The sequence below is a fragment of the Haloglomus salinum genome (assembly GCF_024298825.1).
Classification (GTDB): Archaea; Halobacteriota; Halobacteria; order Halobacteriales; family Haloarculaceae; genus Haloglomus; species Haloglomus salinum.
In genome coordinates this window covers 3,874,046-3,893,406 of record NZ_CP101153.1, presented here as the reverse complement: position 1 = coordinate 3,893,406, position 19,361 = coordinate 3,874,046, and the positions used below count along the sequence as shown (strand labels likewise).

Sequence of the window (19,361 nt, the reverse complement as noted above, 5' to 3'; positions counted from 1 at the left end):
CGCTCGGACGATCGACCAGTGTGGGCACTCGGCCTCGGGATTGGGGCGCTTGTGTCGGGGGTGACGCTATGGCTGTGATCTGGCGGGTGGCACGGGTGGCCGTGGCACCGGTGGCTGTGCTCTACAGTCTGATCGGGTCGTTCCTCTTCCTGATCCTAACACCAGTCAGGGAGTGGCCCCGAATCAAGTACTGGGGCATCCTTCCGGTGCTGTCGCTCTACGCGATGAACTTCATCCACGAGTACGGCCACGTCTTCGGAGCGATGTGGACCGGTGGGACCGCTTACAAGGTGAAGGTTCTCCGGTGGGTCTACCTCGACCCGATCATGGTCGCCTGGTCGTCCGGCGGAACCCGCCCGGTGGTGATAGCGATGGGACCAATCTTCGGGATTGCAGCCGGATTGTTCCTCGCCGCCTTCGTCCGGAGCTACGCGGACACGCCCGAGAAGTGGCACCGGTACAAGGTTCTCGGGTTCGCCGGGCTCATCGTTGCGCTCCGGGATGCGATCTACGGCTTCTTCCCGATGCGGATGAAGTCGCTCGGCGGCTCCGGTGACGGCTACAACCTCCACGTCTGGCTCGACCAGAACTGGGACCTGTGGCCGGTCGCGATCGACGTTGGCGGCTTCGAAGTCGTCCTGAATCCGGGTTACATGCTCGCCGTCTTCTTCGTCACCCTCGTTGCCTACGCTGGGTGGCGGTACTTCTACAACACCCCGACGATGGGAGGTGATCTCCAATGAAGAACTTCAGAGCCAAGCTCACGACCGAACCGCTCCGGGCGGCGTTGGTCCCGATTGTCGTCGGGATCGTCTTCAACCAGTTCGGGATTGTCCCCACCCTCCTCGACCTCTTCGGCCAGGAGCGCCAGGCCCTGGTACCGTGGGTCTACGGCGTGCTCTTCGGTGGTGAGCTCCCGGCGTGGGTCCTCAACGCCACGGATACCCTGGCCCTGGCGTCGTTGATCGGCGTGGTCCTGGCGACGTTCACCGGGTTGGTCTACTTCCCGGACAAGTTCACCGGGAAGATCGGGGTCGAGGACCTCCCCATCTTCGCGTTCTACGTCGCGTGGTGGGTCGTCTACTTGCCGATCAGCGGCCAACCGGTCGACCTCTACCACGTTCTGATGGGCGTGCCGGCTGTGGGGTTGTTGCTGTTGCTCCACTCGACGGCGTGGTACGTGGCCCACAATAGCCCGAACAAGACCACGAAGCCGTCCGTCGTGGTTGGGTTGATTCCCTTCATCGCGCTCCTGATCGTCGGGATGGTCATCCTGGCATCGTTCGGCTTCTTCGTCGTGGAGGCGATCGTCTGATGTCGGACCGTGTCTACTACCGGGACGGCGTCTTCCTCTTCGGGGCGTTCTTCGCCACCGTCTCGCTGGATATGTTCACAACGTACACGGTGAACGGTGCCATCGACTTCTTCACGGCGACAGTCCTGCTCGGTGTCCTCGATATCGGGTCGTCGCAGTTCATCGAGCTCGTCGTGATCTACCTGTTGATGGCACCGGCGTTCCTGACACTCCGGTTCATCTCGACGACAACCCGCTACCCGGAGATACTGATCTTCCCGTTCGAACCGGACGACTTCAAGCAGTTGTTGTCGATGGACCACTACGCGAACGCCGTCTTCCTGTTGTCGATTCCGGCGGCCTTCCAGAATGCGGGCGCGTGGGTGACGTCGATCGGGTTGTTCGTATTGACGCTCTTCATCCTTCCTCGGGCGTTTGATGCCGAATGGCGGCCGTGGGTCCGGTTGGGCGGTGTCCTTGTTGCAGCGACCGCTCAGGCGTGGCTGACGGTACAGCAGGTCCAGGCACTGTCGTTCGTTCCAGCCCCGGAGACCGTCCTCCCAGACGTCTTTGTGGCGGAGCTCACCGCCGGGCAGACGCAGTGGTTGTTGGACGTTGTCAACTCGGTCTTCCCCGGCATCTTCGTGGTTCCGGTACTCGGCGTTGCGATGAGTTCCGTCTTCGCGTCGGATGCGATGGAGGCCACCCCGTTCCTCGGTGACATCAACCCGGAGAGCACGAGCGTCTGGGTGATCCTCTACTCGTCGTTTGCGGGGGCGGTGACGATTCAGGTCCTCCGGCTGCTCGTGGCCGGAGAGGTGCTATTGTTCCCATGGTAAACAGATATCAAGTACTCGCGATCGGTAAGGTATCGTTGAAGACCTTCTGGTGGGTCTTCGTGATGATTCTCGGGGCGTTCGCTGCGAATCCGGTGCTCCACGAGATTGGCCACCTGTTGGCGGCGACGGCCCTCGGGTACGAGGTGATAGACGTCAATCTCTGGTCGTACAACGGCGACCACGCGTCCGTCTGGGTGGAATCTGCCGATAGGGACAGTCTCGACTTCTTCCTGTTCTCGCTCGCGGGCGCGGGAATGAATCTACTGTTGGCTGCCTACGCGACGTTCAACTGGAACAAGGTTGAGCAGGCGCTGTCGTTCCGGTGGCCGTCGCTCGGCTTCGCAGCGATGGGCTTCATCCTGATGGCGCTGGCGAATGCGCTCTATATCCTTCCCGTGAGCTGGGTCAGCGGGATGGATACGAAGAACATTCAGACGTTCATGGAGCTCAACGGCTACGTCTACTTCGGCATCAACGGAACGTGGTTCGTTGGCGCGACGATGCTGGCGATCGTCGCCTACCTCACCGTCTACTTCATCCGGATCAACACCACGCCACTCGAGGTGAAGTTCGTCGGATGAGGTTAATACCATGAGCGTCACCGCCTGAAGTTCAAGCGGAGGTCTGGCATCCGGTCCTCCGTTCCCCCTCCCGAACTCACCCTTCGATGAGGTATTAACCGTTAATACCTGATATCTCGGGTAAATGTCTATGATCAATTGGAAGCCTGCGGTACTCAGGTCATGCCAGACCTCTATACGAAAGCGCGATACGACAAGGTGCTCGACATTGCGGAAGCGAGCACCCACGACGCACAGAAACTCCTCGACGTCCTGAAGATCGTCCGGGGACTCCGGCTGTTGGTCGTCGGCTACGTGGTTGTTGCCGTCGCTCAGTTCGTGCTTGGCCTCGGGTGGACCGTTCCCACGGTCGTGAACTGCATTGTCTTGGCGGCCACTGAGCGACTCCTCACGGGGGCGGTCTACTGATGAATTGCAACAATTGTGGGTCGCACGTCTCCCAGGACTACGTCCGGGTCTTCTCCACGGACAACAGTGTCGACGTCTGTCCGCACTGCGAAGATCGACTTCGATCGGGTGACGGCGTGAACTTCCGGGAGTATCGAGGACAATGAAGGACTATCGAGCCTACTACCTGGCGCTCTACGGGTCACACGAGTGCGAAGTGTGTGGAACGGTACCGTCGAAGGCGTCGGCACTCGACATCCACCACCGGTACACACACGAGACGAGTGCGGCGTGGAACCTGGTGGCGTTGTGCCGGTCGTGTCACAGCCGGAGCGACCCGTCACGGAACGGCCACCCGACCCACCCGAAGCACAAGCAATTGGCAGCTGACTATCGAGGTATTAGTGGTTAATACCATGTCGATGGCAGATATCGAGCGGAAGATACTCGAACGAGATATCCCCGAGAAGATCGAACACGAACGACCGTACATACGCGCGTCAGAACTTCTGAAGGTTCTTGACGCAATCGTCGAAGAGATCGAGACAGAGTGGAAGGTAGTCCGTCACGTCTCGGCCCGACAGCTTGAGGTCTCCAGTTTGGAACAGAAACGTGTCCCTCACGCGCTCAGCTGGTTCTACAGGAACACGTGGGTCCTGACAGAACGATCCGAAAATGCGGGTCAGAATGTATACAAGATCCACCCCCGGCTGACTGAGAGTTGAGGTATTAACGGTTAATACCTGATCTGACATAATAGTGATGAGCATAGCACCGTATATTTCTTCGTATGTCCAGTAAGGACAAACCCGATTGTGGGGAGGACGAGATCGCCGTCGAAGGTTACGAACGCGAGGACGGCACAAAGGTCGACCCACACTGTCGGCGCAAGGACGACTGATGGGCGACATCACCGTGGTGTGTCGTGCTCGGGGTGAGGAGGTCTCGGCCTCCGCCAACGACCGCCACAAGGCGGAACGTGGCGCCAAGTCCGCCATCATGGACGAGGTCGAGGTCGACGAAACCACCGAGATCCACTGTTATACCCGCAACGGAGGTGAGAATGAATGGGACTGAAAGACTTCATGCAGAAGAAATCGTGCAAGTCGCAGATGAAGAGCGACGACGGGGACTACGACTCCGTCGAGGAGTACGCACGCAAAGAGGGCTGTAAGTGGGATCCGGACGACTAACCGCGGCCACACTGTTCTATGGGACGCTACATCGGCTACATCCGCAAGTCACCGTCAAAGAAAGAAGCGAGCGTTGAATCAAGTATCGAAGACCAGCAACAGGCGATCGACGAGTGGGCGGACACCTACGACCACACGATCGTCGACTGTGTGATTGCTGAGGAGGTCTCCGCCCGGAAGCACCTGCCCTGGGACGACGAACGGTGGCGGTTCGTGTGGGCGTGTGCGTGGGCGATCGAGGACGAGGAGATTGACGGGATCGTGGCCCGGAATCCGTCACGTTACACCCGGACGATGGTCGGCGTCCAACTCCCGCTGTTGATGGCGGAACACTTCCGACTTCGGTGGGGCTACGAGGAGACAGAGATCGAATTTTGTCTCACAGATACCCCAGGGTTGGAGCAGATTCCTCGGATTGTCCGGACGGAGAACGCTCGAGACATGGGGAACTACCATATGCTCGCTGCGCTCTTCGGACAGGCGGACATGGAGGCCCGACAGACCGTCGAACGGACGAATGCCGCACTCGAACGGAAGGACCGTCGGGCCGAACCTCGGGGCACGCCTCCTCGCGGGCTCACAACCGACAAGCGCGAACACAACGACGTGGAGCGGGCGTCCACGTACCTTCCGGGGGAGAACTACGCCCTCGTGGTGGAGACACTCAACCAGTGGTTGCGCGATCCTGAGGGCCACAGTGCAACGACGTTGGGCCGGGAGTTTGACGACGACAATCCGTACAATGCGTTCCGGGCAGTTCGCGACAATTATCCGAAGTACCTCCAGGCCCAGGACGCAGGTGATACCGGTGATGCGCCGGAGCTGGAACCATGGCCGTCAACGGAGTCACACCCGGAGTGGTCTGAAGGGTGGATGGCAGTCTACGAGGAGCACGTCTGAGGTATTAGCGGTTAATACCATGATCGTCGACACCGTTACCTCCACCTGACCGATTCCGGCTGGTGTCCCTGCCAGGGTTTGTAATCTCTCCCAGCAGGACGGAACGAGGAGGTAATTGCGCCTGACCAATCCGGACAATGCGGTGGTGCCACGGCTTTTCTCCGTGGGAAGTCCGCGTGTCGGTCGGTTGGGACACCATTTTCCGGATACCTATTAGAGTTTCAGCGGGTGGTTTCGGCCAGTACGACGATACGAGATGCGTGACCCCCCTGGGGGTGTGAGCACGACAATTCACCTTGTAGACGGACGTATACTACCTGTTGTACAGTGTTAGCCCGTCTAACACCCGGAAACACGGGTATTAGCTGTCGAGAGTCGCCCCATGGGTCACCATCCACACGCCCTCAGGGACATACGGACTCCACAGCCACGTTCGTATGTGCTTATGATTATCCCCGCGCAGTCGAGCGATTGGCGGTGACTTCCTACTGGCCGTTACAGCACCTCAACAGCTTCCGACTCCAGCTCCACCGCCAGGTTGTCCTTCTCGACTGGCGGCGTCGTGTTCTCCGAGAAGAAGTCCGACTGTCGAACCAGGTGGATGCCCCACTGATCCGCTTGCTTCGGTCCCACCAGATGGACGCCATAGTAGTCGGTGTCGTTGTTTTCGGATCGACCACGGAGATGGACGTTCCGGACTGCCTGGTAGATCTCACTTGCTGACGGGTCGACGGACGCCATCGCCTGGTCGACGATCTTGCAGAACTGCCGCCACGGCAACGAGTAGTCGCTCGGATTGCTGATTGTCCCGGTCCACTCGTCGAAGAGGATCTGCTCGATCTCGTCTTCCAGTGGTGTCGAACCGCCAGTCGACATGTCCGTGTCTGCGAACGCCATCAGGTCGAGCGAGCACTCATACACCCAGGTCAGAAACTCGCCGACTTCCTGCTTCAGCTCGTGCGCACGATCGGCCTGCTCGTGGCACGCCAGCTCCGTCGTGTTGTGCTCGGGGACGAAGTTGATCATCGGCTCGTAGTACGACCGGAGCGCAACGTGCTTGGCCTTGGCCCGGAGTTTCGTCCGTTCGAGCCGGACAGATGGGTCGTAGCGGTCGTGGCTTGTCGTCTTGTTGTTCGTTTTGTGGACCGCGGCCCAGTTGACAACCGATGAATATGCCGCGTTCAGCAGCCGGTTCAGCGCCGAGAACAACTGGTCGAACGCCCCCTCAAGCACCTGCAACTCCTCGCGAAGCTCTTTCAACGCATTCACCCGCCAGTCCTGGTAATCGTCAGGTTGGTCGAGGCTATCGCGCTGGATGCGGGCCACCTTCACGAGTTGGTCGTCGATGGTGCTCGCCTGTCGGACAATCTCAACCCATACGTCGAAATTGTAGTCGGCGAACCAGTCAACGTCCGGGTCGACGATCTCCTCCTTCTCCAGCCCGCTCTCGATCGACTCCCACTCGTAGTGCCACTTGTAGCCGCCATCGCTGACAAGCTCCGTCTTGTGCGACTCAAGCAACTTCCAGCTCTTACTGCCGTTTGGTTGACTCGCCTCATCGAGCTCCGCGACAATCTCCATCTCCTTGCAGAAGTCGTCACGGACGTAGTTGCGGATAGTCCCCTTCCTGAACCCGAACTTGTCGTGTACCTCAGGTACCGTGAAGACGTCAGCATTCGGGCCGTAGCCGTACTCCTGCTCGATCTTCTTCCACATCCGCTGGCGCTTGTCGGAGAGCTCGTCGTACTTCTTCTTCGTGTCTGTGTGGCGGCGCTCGTCCTCGCTCTCCGGGGAGTCGACCTTCTCCGGTTCGATGAACTTCAGCAGTTCCGTGTCGTCTATCTCTGGGGCTTCGTCCCAGTCCGACAACCGGATTCGCGACAAGTTCGGGTCGTCGTCGAAGAGCCGGTTCTCGAACATCTCATGCATGATGTCCTCGTAGAGTTGGTGGAACGCACTGTTCTCGTCGATCGGGATTCGGCTGACCGGAACCTTCCGGGCACGTGCACTGATCTCTGTCATGATTTGTAGATTGTCTGAACGCCAACTAATCCGGTCACTGCGATGCCGGTCACCGCGATGAAGAAGAACGTCAACGGCGACTGGACCGGGAGGCCTCGGGCCGCGTTGACGACGGCGAGCAACCCACTCAGCACGGCGAGCAACCCGAGCAACCCGAGTAGGGGAGCCTGTTGTCGGGTGTACTCCTGGACCGTGTAGCCGCCATCTGTGGCCGGCTGCGTCTCGAGGTGGGCGGCCGCCTCATCGGAGAGTCGCCACCGTTTCGTGTTGTTCGATGCCTTTGTGAAGTCGACGAGGTCGTTTTCGTGGAGCTCGTTGAGGTGGCTGCTGACGGTGGTCTTGTGGGAGTCGACTTCCTCCGCCACCTCCCGACACGTCACGTTGTCCTGGTCCCGAACGGTACGGAAGACCTCCCAGCGAGTCCCGTGCTTCTCGAGGAGCTCGTAGCCGTCACGCATACCGAGATCGCCTCCGGGCGTTCTTGAACGCAGTCACCCACTCGTCGTGTTGGAAGTCGTCCGTGTACTGGTCAGGGAGGAGTCGCGGGTCGCCCGGGTTCTCGGCTTCTTGCATGTAGACCTCCGTCATCTTCGTGGTCACCCCGAGAACCAACTTGAGATAGCATCGCATCACGAACCGGAGCATCCCGTTGGCCGTCTCCACCGGGTGTTGCCGGAACCGCTCCTCGTGGTTCTCAACGGAGACCCGTGAGAAGGTGACGTCCGCTGGGTGTGTTGACTCGTGCTGGGTCGGCGTATCGCAGACGAGTTGTGGGGTCTCGTTCGACCCAGTAAGCCGGACGATTTCGGGTGTCTTCCCGCGAAGGTGCTTCTTCATCGAGAACGAGTCCGACCGCATCGCGGGATTCTCGCGTTCGGTGGTGATCTCACGGTCGACCCAGCGCAGGTCTGGAACGTCACGGACCACGTCCCGCAACAGGTCGAAGCCGCCACCCGCCCGGATCGACGTACACACCGGGCACTGGTCCTCGTGGAGGAAGCGGACGTTCATCGTCCCTTCTTCCCCCGTTTGATGGCCCGGTAGAGAGCCACGACCGGGTTCGTCGTTCCGTCTTTCACCGGATCGTATTCGCGCTCGTTCCGGTAGCGCCGGAGCAGGTCACGCATCCGCTGGGTTCGGGCCTCGGCCACGGCAATCCCGGTCCCAGTGATCCCGAAGAGGACAAAGAGTATCCCGAAGACACCGGCCTGGGCGTTCCGGGCGCTGGCGGCGCGTTCTTCCTTCCAGTTGACGTAGGCTCCGAAGCCAGCGGGCGACGAGAGCTCACGCGCAATCTCGGAGAGCCGGCCCGTGCTGTTGACAACGTGTTTCTCGTCGTAACCGGCGGGCGCATACAGCAGGTCGATCTCCACGGGACCGAACTCACCTTGTCCGAGTCGTCTGGTGGGGACTTTCTTCCACGACTTCACACCGTCATTGTCGAAGTCGTGCGTCCCACGTCCCCGGCCAACGTATTGGTAGACGCCGGTCTCACCACCGGGTTCGGGGGCCGTCTGGCGGAAGAGTACCAGCGCCGGACTTCGGGTCCGATTGTCCCACGCGTCGATTCGCTTGAGATAGCGTTTGGTCGTTGCACTGAACTGGCCGCCACCAACCCGGTCGCTCCCGTTCCGGAGTTGGTCGACTCGTTGCTCTTGTTCGTCGATGATCCGGCGCTGCTCGTTGTAGGCGTCGCAGACGTTCTCAAGGGTCGCGTCCGAGATGTTGCCGCTCTTGCAGACTTCCCCCGGAGACTGGCCCTGCTGTGCTGCGACGGCTGAGGTATTAACCGTTAATACCGTCAGCACTACCAGCCCGGCGACGAGTGCCCGCTTCATCTCGGCACCTCCGTCCCGCACTGGTTGCACTCCAAACGATCTTCGTACACGACCATGTAGCCTTGAGCGCACTTCTGGCAGACCTTCCAAGCCTCCGTCTTCTCTTCGAGCCGGACGGACCACACAAGCATCAACGCAATCGACAAGATTCCACTGGCAAACCCCACGACTCCGGCAACCAGATACCGGATCATGCTTCCACCCCGTCCTTGACGGCTGACTCAGCCGCCTTGACGAGCAGGTCGTTGACCTGGGACTTCGCCCCGAGGACCTCATCGAGGATCTCGTTCGGTTCCGTGTCGGCCGTGCCCGCCCGGATTGCGTCGTAGTCGTAATCGCCGTAGTTCGCCGTCTCCGCCACGTTCAAGAACCGGATCAACCGGTCGTTGACATCGGCCTGGGCCTCGATTGCCGCCATCGTCGTGTCGTTCTCCTCCAGCAACCGCTGGCGGCGCTCCTGGTCACGAGACTGGGCGGCACCCTCCGCCAGCTCTTCCAGGTCGCGCTTCTCCTTGCGGGCCTGTTCGAGTTGCCGCTCGGTGAGCTGGAGGTCGTGGGAAACCTCGTCCGCCATATCCAATGCCCGTCCAAGGTCGTCACGCCGGTCGTTGAGCCGTTCGAGCAGTTCCTCGTAGTCCTCCCGCCGCGACTGGAGCTTCTCCTGGAGCGCCTCCTGCTCGTTCTCCAGGTAGCCGTTGTACGACCGGAGGCTCTCAATCTCCGTCTCCAGAGACCGAACCGATTCCCGGAGCTCATTCCGACTCTCGAACCCGTTCGGGTCCCACCACGCCGGCAAGAGCTTCCCGTCGATCGTGTACCGGCCGATGTACATCGGCTCGCCGCCGTCCTCCCGATTGAAATTGTGGTTGTTGTTCCGCTCCTCCCGGATCCCCTTCGCCGAGTTGAAGAAGATCGTTGGGGCGCTCTCGTGTTGGAGGGGGACCCGCATTCGACCGTCCTCCACCTCCTGATACTCGTAGGAGATGTTGGCGGCCGGCTTCCCAGGGTCGACGTGTTGCGGGGGAACCGTCACCTTCCGGGGATCCGGATAGAGGTAGTCCTCGAACTGCTCAACGGTGCTCTGCGTGACGATGGTATCCGGGAGGTTTCCGAGTTGCCCGATCTCGGCCGGTGGAACGACGATCGCGTAGACGCCGTCCTGGTACTCCTGGTCCATCTTGTTCGCGTCGAGCTCGACCGTGCCCGTGTAGTAGTAGAGTCCGAGCGCAGACGTGCCGTCCTCGCTCCAGATGATCACCGGGTACGCATCGATCTTGTCTGTGGCGTGATCCGGATCCGCAATCAACCGGTATTGCTCACGGACTTCCTGGTTCTGCTGTTTCAGTTCCTTGATCCGTTCTTCCTTCTGCTGCGCTTCTTCTTTCCAGGACTCCTTCTCCTCTTTGAGGGACTGGGCTTCCTGCTCTTTCTGTCGGGCCTTGACCTTGGCCTGTTCTTCTTCGCGGATCGCGTCGACGTTGATGTTCTTGTCGTGGCCGTTGGTCTCGGGTTCGGTATCTGATGATCCTGGGGTATTGGCCTGTTGTATCGTGTTAAGCGCGCGACCGAAAATACCTGAGTTGTCGTCCGATTCGTTCTCCGTCTCGGCTGTTGTATCCTCTGACATGTAGCGTTGTTTGGCTTTGGCTGTCGGGTAGATGCCGACTGTTGCGAGTGCTCGTTCGACCACCGGCCCCACGTTCGGCCCCACCACCGGGAGGTGGCCGAAGTAGAGCACAGCGACGACCAATACAACCCCGAGGCCCACGCCCGGCACCACCCCGCCAGGGAGCCCAGCAAGGTGGCCAGCAGCGGCGAGGGCCGCCCCAACGAAGAGCGAGGAGAGTATCCCCACCCAGAAACAGAACGCGCAGTGCGTCCCATCATACGACGAGAGCGGCCCGAACGCCTGGTAGTCGGTTGGGCCGAATGTTGGGAGGGCGTCCTTGCCCTGCTGCATGAATTCGCGTTCGTCCGCCGTCAGTTCCTCGCCGGCGTCTTGTTTGGCTTGGAGCTCGGCCTCGAGGTTCTCGTCACACCCGCAGTCCGTTGTGAGGCTCACTCAAGGCCCACCTCGGCTTCGGCGTTAGCGATGGACCGGAGGACGTCTTCCGTCAACGAGTCGGGAATCAGAACGGCGGACGGACTGACGTTGGAGTCCGGTGCCTGGTTCTCCAGCCGAATCCCCTCCACCATGTTCCGGCGGGCTGTCTCGTACCGGATCTGGACGTGGAGCTCGTCGTAGGACCACCCGGAGATCGACGTGTCATGGATCCCGATCGTCGTGGTCCGTGGGTTCTTGTCGTAGCGACCGGGATGGCCGTCGATTGGTCTGGCTGTTGGGTCCTCTTCCGGTTCGTGGACCTTCCCCTTGTGAACCTGGAGCCCATGGGACGAGTCCGACTCGTAGTCGCACCCCGGAATCGGACATTCGTGTTTGTTTTCTGTCACTCTGGGGAAACCTATAGGTAACGATCATCATGTGTCTACCGCGGAGGAATCCAGGTATTAACCGCTAATACGATTAATCTCTATGATGGGTTGGCGGTAGGCGGCACTCGTATGGCGTTGGATCACACCGACCTGGCAGCTCGAATCGACCGGCTGGTGGTGGAGTATCCGGAGACCAAGACGGACCAGACGCTCTTCGACTACGTCGCTGGGGAATTCGACGACATTGACGAGGAGCGGATTCGAGAAGAGCTCGACTGGTTGGCGGAACGGATGACGTACCTGCACAAGACGAACACGGACTACATGGTCCGCCAATCCAAACTCCAGACGTATTAACGGTTAATACCATGCCAGCACTCGAAGCGGGGGGTCACACCCGACGAGCTCAAACAGGTCGTTGACGCGGTCTACAACTTGGCGGATGGTGGACCATTTCTGGAACTACTTAAACTTGTGAGGTTGTCTCTATGGTATTAGTGATTAATACGATTTTAGCCTAAGATATCTGCTTAAGTATTACTCGTCCCCGAGATAGGAGTGCGTCTCGAACTATGACAGAAGAGAAGCCCGCTACCGACCAAATAGCATCGCGTATCGACATGACAGACAAGTCCGTCTCGCCACCAGGAAGGGATGCCCCTGCACCAGTCGCGGTTAATATCCTGTCGCAGGTGGCGCACAAGGCGTTGAACCCCGAGGGGATCGTTCGCGTCGGCGGAAAGAAGTTCGTCACCGACAGGGAATTCGACCCCGACGTCTGGTATCACGTTGGCACCATCGAATACGCGGACGCACCAACACTCTACGCCTACGTGCGGGATCCAGACGGACAAGAAGAATGGCTGCGGGTCCCTTCGCCGCCCGAAGATCCCAAGATACGGTTCTGGGCCGAAAGCGACGCCATCAACCTCCGGAAGGAGCTCGAATTTGACCCGAAGGAACTGACGATGGAGGACCAATGAGTATCGTCGTCGCGTCCGTAGACGATTTGCCACCGTACACGCGGCACGTCCTCGGCTACGTGCTAGTCTACGACTATTCCGCGGTACAGGGGGCAATCAGGCTCGCCCAGCCGGAGCAGGCCGATCAAACTGGCATCCTGGCAACGGTGTTCACCCAGAATACCGATCCATACCAACTCTATGAGCCATACGTTGCGGGTCCCCGGCGGCCTAAAAGTGCAACAATAGCTCACCTGGAACGTCGGAGCAACGTGGAGTGCCCCACGGATGGCGTGGAACTCACGTTTGGCCCCGATGAGAGCTACGACGTATCGAGCCAGGTAGAGGTTCCCGTTAGACGGCTATAACCACCCAATCGAGGGAAGGTTCTATGTGATATCAAATATTTGATATTTGCATGGACGAGCCGATCCTGAAGTACGCGTACCAAGACCTGCCGCCGCTGCAACAAGAGATCTGGCGCAAAGCCGAAGAGGAATTCGGTGTCAATGAGGTGATCTGGCGGCCGGAGGATATCGAGCTCCCCGCGAATCTCCTGTCAGAAGCCGCGGAGCGAATCGACGCCCTCGAAGAAGTCGAGCCGGGCCAGTATCTCGTCACGTCGTCCCGGTTCGTAGACCGAGATTAGCCCATCCGGTCGAGGGCATCCCGGCGGTCCTCGACGGGCGTCTGGTCGTACTTCATCGTCGTGCGCGGGCTCTGGTGGCGTAATTGGGCCTGTGCCGCGGCTAACCCCTCTTCGCGGGTCATGTACGTGCCGACGCTGTGTCGAATCGCATACCAGGAGAGGTCACGGTCGATCTCCGCCTCCTCGCAGAGGTTGTCCATCACGTAGGCGAGCGCGTGGCTCTCGTACGGGTTGTTGTGCCGGGTGAGCCAGAGCTGGTCCGTGTCGTCGTACTTCGGGTAGAGCGATCGCTCGTCGAGCCATGCTGCCAGGAATTCGGCCGTCTCCGTCCGGACGGACACCCGCCAGTTGTCGGTATTCTTGCTGCTGTCCTCGGCTGGGATCCGGAGGACGGCATTCGACACGTCCACCCACGACGTCCGGGCACGCGCCACCTCGATCGGGCGGAGACCCGCGTCCAGGCTCGTCCACACAAGCGACGGCAGTTTGTGGCCGTTCGCGCGGTCGAAGTCGTCGGGGCCGACGTGGCCGGCTGGCTTGTCGAATCGGCGGGCCAGGTGGACCTTCCAGACGTCACGTTCCTCGGGCGAGAGCGCATTGTAGTGCGGGACGCTGCCGAGGTGCAGCGCAGCTTCTCGGACGGCCCTACGCTCCTCCCGAGTGAGGTAGTCGCGTGGCTGTTGCGGCTGCTGAGCGCCGCTGAAGGTGAAGTCCGGCTCCCACTCGTCGGCGGTTCGGTGCCACCGCGTGAGCATCTGCAGCGTCTTGGCGATGTTCTCCACGTAGGACCGCGAGTGGTCCGCCAGCAGCAGTTCCTGGATGTACTGGTCGCAGTCGTCAGCGGTGATCTGGGTCGTGTAGCCGCGATCGTTCCAGACCCACCGATAGAACCCGTCTTGGTAGCGGGCACGGTTCTCGACGGTCGTCTGTGCGTAGCCCTCGGCCATTTCAGGGTCCTTGCCCCGGGTGAGCATCCATTCGAGGAGGTCGCGGCGGTGGCCCGTGTAGTCGATGCGCTCGCGTTCCGTGAGTAGCTGGGCCGTCTGTGGTGGACAGATGGGGATGTCCTGGATCGTGTCGGTCATGTTCGGGTGCCGGCACGCGACGACTTTCGGATGGTATTAACGGTTAATACCGTGTAGTCCTGCTTTCCGAAGTCTGTTTCTCGACGGAATCCAGCCGAAAATCCCGGACACGGCGGCGGCATCAACCCGGCAACGTGGTCCGAAGCCACGCACTCTGTCCGAGCTGAGCTAAGGCCCCTCATCGAAGCGAAGCGCCCTCCCGGACATAATTCTGTCCATACCCCGCGGCCGGCTCGCGAGCGCGGCCCTGCCGTTCCACGCCGTTTATGCTTCGACCCCGACAGCCGACGGGTATGCGCGAGACAGCCCAGGGCCTGCTCGAACTCACGCGGCCGGGGAACGCCGTCGCGTCGGGTGTCCTCACGTTCATCGGTGCGTTCGTCGCCGGCCTCGCTGGGCCGAACGGCGGGCTCGTGCTCGACACCGCGCCCGAAGTCCGGGCCGCTGCGGCCGTCCTCGCGACCGTCCTGGCCGTCGGTGGCGGGAACGCCATCAACGACTACTTCGACCGCGATATCGACCGCATCAACGCCCCCGAGCGTCCCATTCCGCGGGGTGCCGTCTCGCCGCGTGGGGCGCTCGCGTTCTCGGTGGGCCTGTTCGGCCTCGCCGTCGGGCTGACGCTCCTCTTGCCCCTGCTCGCCATCGGCATCGCGCTGTTCAACCTCGTGGCGCTGGTGGCGTACACGGAGCTGTTCAAGGGCCTGCCCGGGGTCGGGAACCTCGTGGTCGCGTATCTGGGCGGCTCGACGTTCCTGTTCGGCGGCGCGGCTGTCGGCGGTGATCTCTCGACGGCGGGCGTGCTGTTCGCGCTGGCTGCGCTCTCGACGTTCGCGCGCGAGGTCGTCAAGGACGTGGAGGATATCGCCGGCGACCGTGAGGAGGGGCTGAACACGCTGCCCATCGCCGTCGGGGAGCGCCGGTCGCTGGTCGTGGCGGCCGCCGCACTGGGGCTGGCGGTGCTCGCGAGTCCGCTGCCCTACGTGACGGGGACGTTCGGCGCCGCGTATCTGGTGCTCGTGCTCCCGGCGGACGCGGTGATGGCCTACGCCGCCTACGAGTCGTTCTCGGACGCGACCGCGGGCCAGTCGCGGCTGAAGTACGGGATGTTCCTCGCGATGGCCTCGTTCGTGGTGGGGCGTGCGGTCGTGGTGGTGTAGGGTCACCCGCGGGACCAGGACCGGGCAGTCACGCCAGCATCGCCGTTCCAGCGGTGCTGGAGTGCAGGTGGACCCGGGACCCGAGATTTTAACCCGTACTGTGCCACTCGGTAGCTGTGAACGTACCCTACAGCGATATCGGCTCATTGCGGGCCGGCCGACCAGGTGTGTGTGGGCACGAGGCGCCGAGGGCACCGACACTCGACCGGTTCACCGGGGACGCCGTTGTCTTCGAGCGCATCGTCACACACGGACCGCAGGCCCGAACGTACTCGCCGCGGAACACGGGCAGATGAGCCGGACCGACCAGCTCACCGGCTCCATCGGCGTCACGGAGGCCACGGCACTGCTCGTGGGCAACGTCATCGGCGTGAGCATCTTCGTCCTCCCGGGGCCGCTGGCGGGGCAGGCTGGGCCCGCCGTCGCCATCGGCATCCTGCTGGCGGCGGTTCCGCTCGCGTTCGGCATCCTGACGACGCTCCAGCTCGGGAGCGCCATCCCCGTCGCCGGCGGGAACTACGTCTACGGCTCGCGGCTGGTCCACCCGTACGCCGGTTTTCTCATCCCGTGGCTGGTCGTTCCGGGCGTCTGGGCCGGCCTGCTGTTCATCGGGGTCGGCTTCGCCGAGTACGTCGGCGTCTTCACCGACATCCCGGAACTCGCGCTCATCTACGTCATCCTCGTGCCGTTCCTGGGGCTGAACATCGTCGGCATCCGGCCCGTCGCGCGGGTCCAGCTCACCCTGGTCGTGCTGTTGCTCGCGAGCATGGTCCTGTTCATCGTTCCGGGCGCGGTGGCCATCGACCCGGGGAACTACACCCCGTTCCTCCCGAACGGTGTCGGCCCGTTCGCGCTGGCCGTCGTCTCGCTGTACTTCCCGCTTCGCGGGTTCAGCCTCATCGTCGACCTCGGGGAGGAGCTGGACGACCCGGTCCGGACCATCCCGCGGGTCCTCCTCTACAGCGCGCTCATCGCGCTGACGCTGTTCGTGCTGCTGGTCGTCGTCCTCGTGGGCGTGATGGACTGGCAGGAGCTGGGCGCCGCCGACGCCGCGGTGGTGGCCGCCTCGCGGACCTTCCTGCCGGCCGCGCTGGTGCCCGTGGTCGCCGCCGGAGCGGTCATCGGCGCGCTCACGTCCATCAGCACGACCTACACCGGCTTCTCCCGGGCCCTGATGCGCGCCGCACGCGACGACGTATTCCCCTCGGTCATCGCCCGCATCGACCCGCGCTTCGGGACGCCCAGCATCGCTCTCCTCGTGCTGGGTATCCCGCCACTCCTGTTCGCGCCGGTGGCCCCCAGCCCGGTCGTCCTCTCGGTCTGGCTGGCCCTGTCCGTGCTCTCGGGGGCGACGGTGAACGCCGTCGCGCTCTGGAAGCTCCCCCAGCGGTTCCCCCGGCGCTACGAGACCGCCGGCTTCCAGCTCCCGCCGCGCGCGCTCAAGGCCGTCGCCGTCCTGACGGCGCTGACGTCGCTGGTGCTCATCGTCGTCACGACGCTCCGCCTCCCGTGGATGATGGGCTTGTTCCTCGGCTGGGCGGCGGTGGGCTACGGCTACTACCGGCTCCGGGCCCGGTCGCTCGCGGACGACGGCGTGGACCTGCCCGAGCGGATGCGGACGCTCGCCGACCACGAGTGAGCCGACAGGCGGGGCCGTCGTTCGGCCCGCGAAAACGACGGGTGACGGACGAACCGTTACAACTCCCTGCCCGCGTGTCACACGTTCACCAACCTTTAACAAGGCGTCAACCGAGTCACGAGTCGTGGTTTACGAGACAGGCAACCGGACGATAGACGACGCCGTCGAGCGTGTGCTGGCGGGCGACGAGCTCGACCGCCGTGATGGACTGGCGCTCATCGCCCAGCCCGTCGACGAACTCGCCGCCGCCGCGGACATGGTGCGCAAGGAGTTCTCCGACGGGACGGTCGACGCCTGCTCCATCGTGAACGCGAAGGCCGGTAACTGCGCGGAGGACTGTGGCTTCTGCGCCCAGTCGGCCCACTTCGACACCGGCATCGACACCTACGGCTTCCTCGAGCCGGAGGAGATTCTGGAGGCCGCAAAACGCGCCGAGGCCGATGGTGCCCAGCGCTTCGGCATCGTGGTCGCCGAGAAGGGCGTCTCCAAGGAGCAACGACCCGACGAGTGGGAGAAGGTCATCCGCGCCATCCGACTCGTCCGCGACGAGACCGACGTCGAGGTCGACGCCTCGCTGGGCATCCTCACGGAGGAGGAGGCCGAGATACTCGTCGAGGAGGGACTCAACCACTACAACCACAACATCGAGACCTCCCGACGGTACTTCCCCGAGATCGTGGAGTCCCACACGTTCGAGGACCGGCTCCACACCCTGCGCGTGGCGAAGGAGGCCGGGATGGACCTCTGTGCGGGCGTCATCCTCGGGATGGGCGAGTCGCCCACGGACCGCGTGGACGCCGCCATGGAACTCCGGGATATCGGCGTCTCCTCGCTCCCGGTCAACATCCTCAACCCGGTGGCGGGGACGCCGCTGGGCGAGGAGCACGACACCGCGCTCATCAGCACGGAGGAGGTCATCTCGACCATCGCCGTCTACCGGCTGCTCCACCCGCACGCCCGCGTCCGCCTCACGGGTGGGCGCGAGGTGAACCTGAAGGGCGACGAGCAGCACCTCCCCTTCGAGGCCGGCGCCGACGGGATGCTCACGGGCGACTATCTCACCACCGAGGGACAGGACCCCGCCGACGACATCGAGATAATGCGCAAGGCCGGCCTCGAACCGAACAAGTCGGTCAACGACTTCGACGAGGCGGCGGTCCGGGCGCGTCACAGCAGCGGCGACGGCCCCGCGACGGCGGCTGGGTCGGCGACCAGCAACGCGGAACTCGACGACTGATTCGATTATCGTTCGGAACGGTATATAACTGGATAATCAGACGACTTCACCACGGAAACAACAGATTACGAACCTATGCACGAAATGACGTTCGCGGTACTCGGCACGGGCGGCATCGGGCGGCGAGCACTCGAGGTCTCGAAGGACAAGGAGGAACTGACACCGGTCGCGGCGTGTGACCGCCACGGCGTCGCCGTCGACCACGACGGCCTCGACGTGGACGAACTGCTGGCGGCGACGGAAGGCAACATTGCCTCCGACGGCGGGGCCACGGTCGACGACAGCACCGGCGGCATCAAACAGGCCGGCGCCGACAAGGGCGTCGCCGCTTCCGTCCAGGCCGACCCCACGGACACGCCCATCGACGACATCATCGACGAATCGGGCGCCATCGACGCAGTCCTCATCGCACTCCCGAACCTCGAACACGACTTCATCCCGCGCGTGGCCGAGCGCTTCGCCGAGGCCGACTACGAGGGCGTCCTCGTGGACGTGCTCAAGCGGAGTCGCGTCATCGGGATGCTCGACGACCGCGAGGAGACGCTCCAGGACTCGGGCATCACGTTCGTCTGCGGCGCGGGCGCCACGCCCGGCTTCCTCACGGGCGCCGCGGCACTCGCCGCACAGTCGTTCGTCGAGGTCCACGAGGTCGACATCTGGTGGGGCGTCGGCCTCAAATCGGGCTATGAGGACAACCGCGGCACCGTCCGCGAGGACATCGCCCACCTCGACGGCTACGACATCGAGACCGCTCGCGCCATGACCGACGAGGAGATCGAGGAACTGGTCGACGAGCACGACGGCGTGCTGGAGTTCCACGACATGGAGCACGCCGACGACGTGCTCCTCGAGCGCGCGGGCATCTGCGACGCCGAGGACGTCACCGTCGGCGGCGTGCTGGACCTGCGCAACGACGAGAAGCCGACCACGACGACCGTCACGGTCACCGGCGAGACGTTCGACGGCGAGGTCGCCACCAACACCTTCGAACTCGGGGACGACACGAGCATGGAGGCCAACGTCAACGGTCCCGCACTGGGCTATCTGAAGGCGGCCGTCCGGCACAACCGCGCCGGCGACTACGGCGTCTTCGGCCCCGCAGAACTGATGCCCGGCTTCTGAATCTGGGCGTCACAGAACTC

At 62.5% G+C, this 19,361-nt stretch carries 24 protein-coding genes; 17 read left to right on the top strand and 7 right to left on the bottom strand.

Annotation, left to right across the window (positions count from 1 at the left end; all coding sequences use genetic code 11):
• The first annotated feature begins 68 nt into the window (after positions 1 to 68).
• The 9 genes from NL115_RS19050 to NL115_RS19015 all read left to right on the top strand — a co-directional run bounded on the left by NL115_RS19050 (position 69) and on the right by NL115_RS19015 (position 5,194).
• Complete coding sequence (locus tag NL115_RS19050; RefSeq protein WP_254830903.1) at positions 69 to 743, top strand: hypothetical protein; 675 nt, start codon at positions 69 to 71, stop codon at positions 741 to 743.
• A complete protein-coding gene (locus NL115_RS19045) occupies positions 740 to 1,315 on the top strand; it encodes a hypothetical protein (RefSeq protein ID WP_254830902.1) in 576 nt (191 codons plus the stop codon). The genes NL115_RS19050 and NL115_RS19045 overlap by 4 nt, the downstream gene beginning before the upstream one ends.
• A complete protein-coding gene (locus NL115_RS19040) occupies positions 1,315 to 2,133 on the top strand; it encodes a hypothetical protein (RefSeq protein ID WP_254830901.1) in 819 nt (272 codons plus the stop codon). Before NL115_RS19045 ends, NL115_RS19040 begins: the two co-directional genes overlap by 1 nt.
• Positions 2,127 to 2,714 carry a hypothetical protein gene (locus NL115_RS19035; RefSeq protein WP_254830900.1) on the top strand — a complete coding sequence of 196 codons (588 nt, stop codon included), beginning with the start codon at positions 2,127 to 2,129 and terminating at the stop codon, positions 2,712 to 2,714. The genes NL115_RS19040 and NL115_RS19035 overlap by 7 nt, the downstream gene beginning before the upstream one ends.
• 162 nt (positions 2,715 to 2,876) lie before the next feature.
• Positions 2,877 to 3,122 (top strand): hypothetical protein, encoded by a 246-nt coding sequence (locus NL115_RS19030; protein WP_254830899.1) that lies wholly within the window; start codon positions 2,877 to 2,879, stop codon positions 3,120 to 3,122.
• The gene (locus NL115_RS20805) at positions 3,122 to 3,268 is read left to right on the top strand and encodes a DUF7563 family protein (RefSeq protein WP_434084003.1); all 147 of its coding nucleotides are present in this window, start codon (positions 3,122 to 3,124) and stop codon (positions 3,266 to 3,268) included. The genes NL115_RS19030 and NL115_RS20805 overlap by 1 nt, the downstream gene beginning before the upstream one ends.
• Before the next feature lie 255 nt (positions 3,269 to 3,523).
• Positions 3,524 to 3,826: a hypothetical protein gene (locus NL115_RS19025; protein WP_254830898.1), complete on the top strand. Its 303-nt coding sequence runs from the start codon at positions 3,524 to 3,526 to the stop codon at positions 3,824 to 3,826.
• A gap of 175 nt (positions 3,827 to 4,001) precedes the next feature.
• Positions 4,002 to 4,178, top strand: a complete 177-nt coding sequence (locus NL115_RS19020; RefSeq protein ID WP_254830897.1) for a hypothetical protein — start codon at positions 4,002 to 4,004, stop codon at positions 4,176 to 4,178.
• Between the two features lie 134 nt (positions 4,179 to 4,312).
• Positions 4,313 to 5,194 carry a recombinase family protein gene (locus NL115_RS19015; protein ID WP_254830896.1) on the top strand — a complete coding sequence of 294 codons (882 nt, stop codon included), beginning with the start codon at positions 4,313 to 4,315 and terminating at the stop codon, positions 5,192 to 5,194.
• A 495-nt stretch (positions 5,195 to 5,689) separates the two neighbouring features.
• On the opposite strand, the gene NL115_RS19010 is transcribed toward NL115_RS19015, so the two are convergent.
• The 6 genes from NL115_RS19010 to NL115_RS18985 form a co-directional block, all read right to left on the bottom strand.
• Positions 5,690 to 7,216 carry a hypothetical protein gene (locus NL115_RS19010; protein ID WP_254830895.1) on the bottom strand — a complete coding sequence of 509 codons (1,527 nt, stop codon included), beginning with the start codon at positions 7,214 to 7,216 and terminating at the stop codon, positions 5,690 to 5,692.
• Positions 7,213 to 7,674: an ArsR/SmtB family transcription factor gene (locus NL115_RS19005; RefSeq protein WP_254830894.1), complete on the bottom strand. Its 462-nt coding sequence runs from the start codon at positions 7,672 to 7,674 to the stop codon at positions 7,213 to 7,215. The genes NL115_RS19010 and NL115_RS19005 overlap by 4 nt, the downstream gene beginning before the upstream one ends.
• Positions 7,667 to 8,227 (bottom strand): hypothetical protein, encoded by a 561-nt coding sequence (locus NL115_RS19000; protein WP_254830893.1) that lies wholly within the window; start codon positions 8,225 to 8,227, stop codon positions 7,667 to 7,669. Before NL115_RS19000 ends, NL115_RS19005 begins: the two co-directional genes overlap by 8 nt.
• On the bottom strand, positions 8,224 to 9,054 hold the full coding sequence (locus NL115_RS18995; protein ID WP_254830892.1) for a hypothetical protein: 831 nt from the start codon (positions 9,052 to 9,054) through the stop codon (positions 8,224 to 8,226). The genes NL115_RS19000 and NL115_RS18995 overlap by 4 nt, the downstream gene beginning before the upstream one ends.
• Before the next feature lie 190 nt (positions 9,055 to 9,244).
• The gene (locus NL115_RS18990; protein ID WP_254830891.1) at positions 9,245 to 11,116 is read right to left on the bottom strand and encodes a hypothetical protein; all 1,872 of its coding nucleotides are present in this window, start codon (positions 11,114 to 11,116) and stop codon (positions 9,245 to 9,247) included.
• Complete coding sequence (locus NL115_RS18985; RefSeq protein ID WP_254830890.1) at positions 11,113 to 11,505, bottom strand: hypothetical protein; 393 nt, start codon at positions 11,503 to 11,505, stop codon at positions 11,113 to 11,115. The genes NL115_RS18990 and NL115_RS18985 overlap by 4 nt, the downstream gene beginning before the upstream one ends.
• Before the next feature lie 111 nt (positions 11,506 to 11,616).
• Here NL115_RS18985 and NL115_RS18980 point away from each other — a divergent pair, with 111 nt between their 5' ends.
• The 4 genes from NL115_RS18980 to NL115_RS18965 all read left to right on the top strand — a co-directional run bounded on the left by NL115_RS18980 (position 11,617) and on the right by NL115_RS18965 (position 13,098).
• Entirely contained in the window at positions 11,617 to 11,844 is a 228-nt protein-coding gene (locus tag NL115_RS18980) for a hypothetical protein (RefSeq protein ID WP_254830889.1), read from the top strand.
• Between the two features lie 215 nt (positions 11,845 to 12,059).
• The gene (locus NL115_RS18975; RefSeq protein ID WP_254830888.1) at positions 12,060 to 12,470 is read left to right on the top strand and encodes a hypothetical protein; all 411 of its coding nucleotides are present in this window, start codon (positions 12,060 to 12,062) and stop codon (positions 12,468 to 12,470) included.
• Positions 12,467 to 12,817, top strand: coding sequence for a hypothetical protein (locus NL115_RS18970; RefSeq protein ID WP_254830887.1), 351 nt, complete (start codon positions 12,467 to 12,469; stop codon positions 12,815 to 12,817). Before NL115_RS18975 ends, NL115_RS18970 begins: the two co-directional genes overlap by 4 nt.
• A 50-nt stretch (positions 12,818 to 12,867) precedes the next feature.
• Positions 12,868 to 13,098 carry a hypothetical protein gene (locus tag NL115_RS18965; protein ID WP_254830886.1) on the top strand — a complete coding sequence of 77 codons (231 nt, stop codon included), beginning with the start codon at positions 12,868 to 12,870 and terminating at the stop codon, positions 13,096 to 13,098.
• Here the strand turns inward: NL115_RS18965 and NL115_RS18960 are convergent.
• A complete protein-coding gene (locus NL115_RS18960) occupies positions 13,095 to 14,183 on the bottom strand; it encodes a tyrosine-type recombinase/integrase (protein ID WP_254830885.1) in 1,089 nt (362 codons plus the stop codon). The genes NL115_RS18965 and NL115_RS18960 overlap by 4 nt on opposite strands.
• A 293-nt stretch (positions 14,184 to 14,476) precedes the next feature.
• Between NL115_RS18960 and NL115_RS18955 the strand changes: the two genes are divergently transcribed.
• The 4 genes from NL115_RS18955 to bioU all read left to right on the top strand — a co-directional run bounded on the left by NL115_RS18955 (position 14,477) and on the right by bioU (position 19,341).
• On the top strand, positions 14,477 to 15,343 hold the full coding sequence (locus NL115_RS18955; protein WP_254830884.1) for a geranylgeranylglycerol-phosphate geranylgeranyltransferase: 867 nt from the start codon (positions 14,477 to 14,479) through the stop codon (positions 15,341 to 15,343).
• A 292-nt stretch (positions 15,344 to 15,635) separates the two neighbouring features.
• Positions 15,636 to 16,982 (top strand): APC family permease, encoded by a 1,347-nt coding sequence (locus NL115_RS18950; protein WP_254830883.1) that lies wholly within the window; start codon positions 15,636 to 15,638, stop codon positions 16,980 to 16,982.
• Between the two features lie 124 nt (positions 16,983 to 17,106).
• Complete coding sequence (gene bioB, locus NL115_RS18945) at positions 17,107 to 18,219, top strand: biotin synthase BioB (protein WP_254830882.1); 1,113 nt, start codon at positions 17,107 to 17,109, stop codon at positions 18,217 to 18,219.
• Positions 18,220 to 18,294: 75 nt separating this feature from the next.
• Complete coding sequence (gene bioU, locus NL115_RS18940) at positions 18,295 to 19,341, top strand: (S)-8-amino-7-oxononanoate synthase BioU (protein ID WP_254830881.1); 1,047 nt, start codon at positions 18,295 to 18,297, stop codon at positions 19,339 to 19,341.
• Positions 19,342 to 19,361 lie beyond the last annotated feature (20 nt).

Excerpts from the sequence above, each read along its gene's own strand:
- NL115_RS19020 (WP_254830897.1), top strand. The coding sequence starts at position 4,002 with ATGGGCGACATCACCGTGGTGTGTCGTGCTCGGGGTGAGGAGGTCTCG.
- NL115_RS18960 (WP_254830885.1), bottom strand. The coding sequence starts at position 14,183 with ATGACCGACACGATCCAGGACATCCCCATCTGTCCACCACAGACGGCC.
- NL115_RS18955 (WP_254830884.1), top strand. The coding sequence starts at position 14,477 with ATGCGCGAGACAGCCCAGGGCCTGCTCGAACTCACGCGGCCGGGGAAC.
- NL115_RS19000 (WP_254830893.1), bottom strand. The coding sequence starts at position 8,227 with ATGAACGTCCGCTTCCTCCACGAGGACCAGTGCCCGGTGTGTACGTCG.
- NL115_RS19010 (WP_254830895.1), bottom strand. The coding sequence starts at position 7,216 with ATGACAGAGATCAGTGCACGTGCCCGGAAGGTTCCGGTCAGCCGAATC.
- NL115_RS18980 (WP_254830889.1), top strand. The coding sequence starts at position 11,617 with ATGGCGTTGGATCACACCGACCTGGCAGCTCGAATCGACCGGCTGGTG.
- NL115_RS19035 (WP_254830900.1), top strand. The coding sequence starts at position 2,127 with ATGGTAAACAGATATCAAGTACTCGCGATCGGTAAGGTATCGTTGAAG.
- NL115_RS20805 (WP_434084003.1), top strand. The coding sequence starts at position 3,122 with ATGAATTGCAACAATTGTGGGTCGCACGTCTCCCAGGACTACGTCCGG.
- NL115_RS19050 (WP_254830903.1), top strand. The coding sequence starts at position 69 with ATGGCTGTGATCTGGCGGGTGGCACGGGTGGCCGTGGCACCGGTGGCT.
- NL115_RS19040 (WP_254830901.1), top strand. The coding sequence starts at position 1,315 with ATGTCGGACCGTGTCTACTACCGGGACGGCGTCTTCCTCTTCGGGGCG.
- NL115_RS19025 (WP_254830898.1), top strand. The coding sequence starts at position 3,524 with ATGGCAGATATCGAGCGGAAGATACTCGAACGAGATATCCCCGAGAAG.
- bioU (WP_254830881.1), top strand. The coding sequence starts at position 18,295 with ATGCACGAAATGACGTTCGCGGTACTCGGCACGGGCGGCATCGGGCGG.
- NL115_RS18950 (WP_254830883.1), top strand. The coding sequence starts at position 15,636 with ATGAGCCGGACCGACCAGCTCACCGGCTCCATCGGCGTCACGGAGGCC.
- NL115_RS19005 (WP_254830894.1), bottom strand. The coding sequence starts at position 7,674 with ATGCGTGACGGCTACGAGCTCCTCGAGAAGCACGGGACTCGCTGGGAG.
- NL115_RS18995 (WP_254830892.1), bottom strand. The coding sequence starts at position 9,054 with ATGAAGCGGGCACTCGTCGCCGGGCTGGTAGTGCTGACGGTATTAACG.
- NL115_RS19045 (WP_254830902.1), top strand. The coding sequence starts at position 740 with ATGAAGAACTTCAGAGCCAAGCTCACGACCGAACCGCTCCGGGCGGCG.
- NL115_RS19030 (WP_254830899.1), top strand. The coding sequence starts at position 2,877 with ATGCCAGACCTCTATACGAAAGCGCGATACGACAAGGTGCTCGACATT.
- NL115_RS18965 (WP_254830886.1), top strand. The coding sequence starts at position 12,868 with ATGGACGAGCCGATCCTGAAGTACGCGTACCAAGACCTGCCGCCGCTG.
- NL115_RS18975 (WP_254830888.1), top strand. The coding sequence starts at position 12,060 with ATGACAGAAGAGAAGCCCGCTACCGACCAAATAGCATCGCGTATCGAC.
- NL115_RS19015 (WP_254830896.1), top strand. The coding sequence starts at position 4,313 with ATGGGACGCTACATCGGCTACATCCGCAAGTCACCGTCAAAGAAAGAA.
- NL115_RS18970 (WP_254830887.1), top strand. The coding sequence starts at position 12,467 with ATGAGTATCGTCGTCGCGTCCGTAGACGATTTGCCACCGTACACGCGG.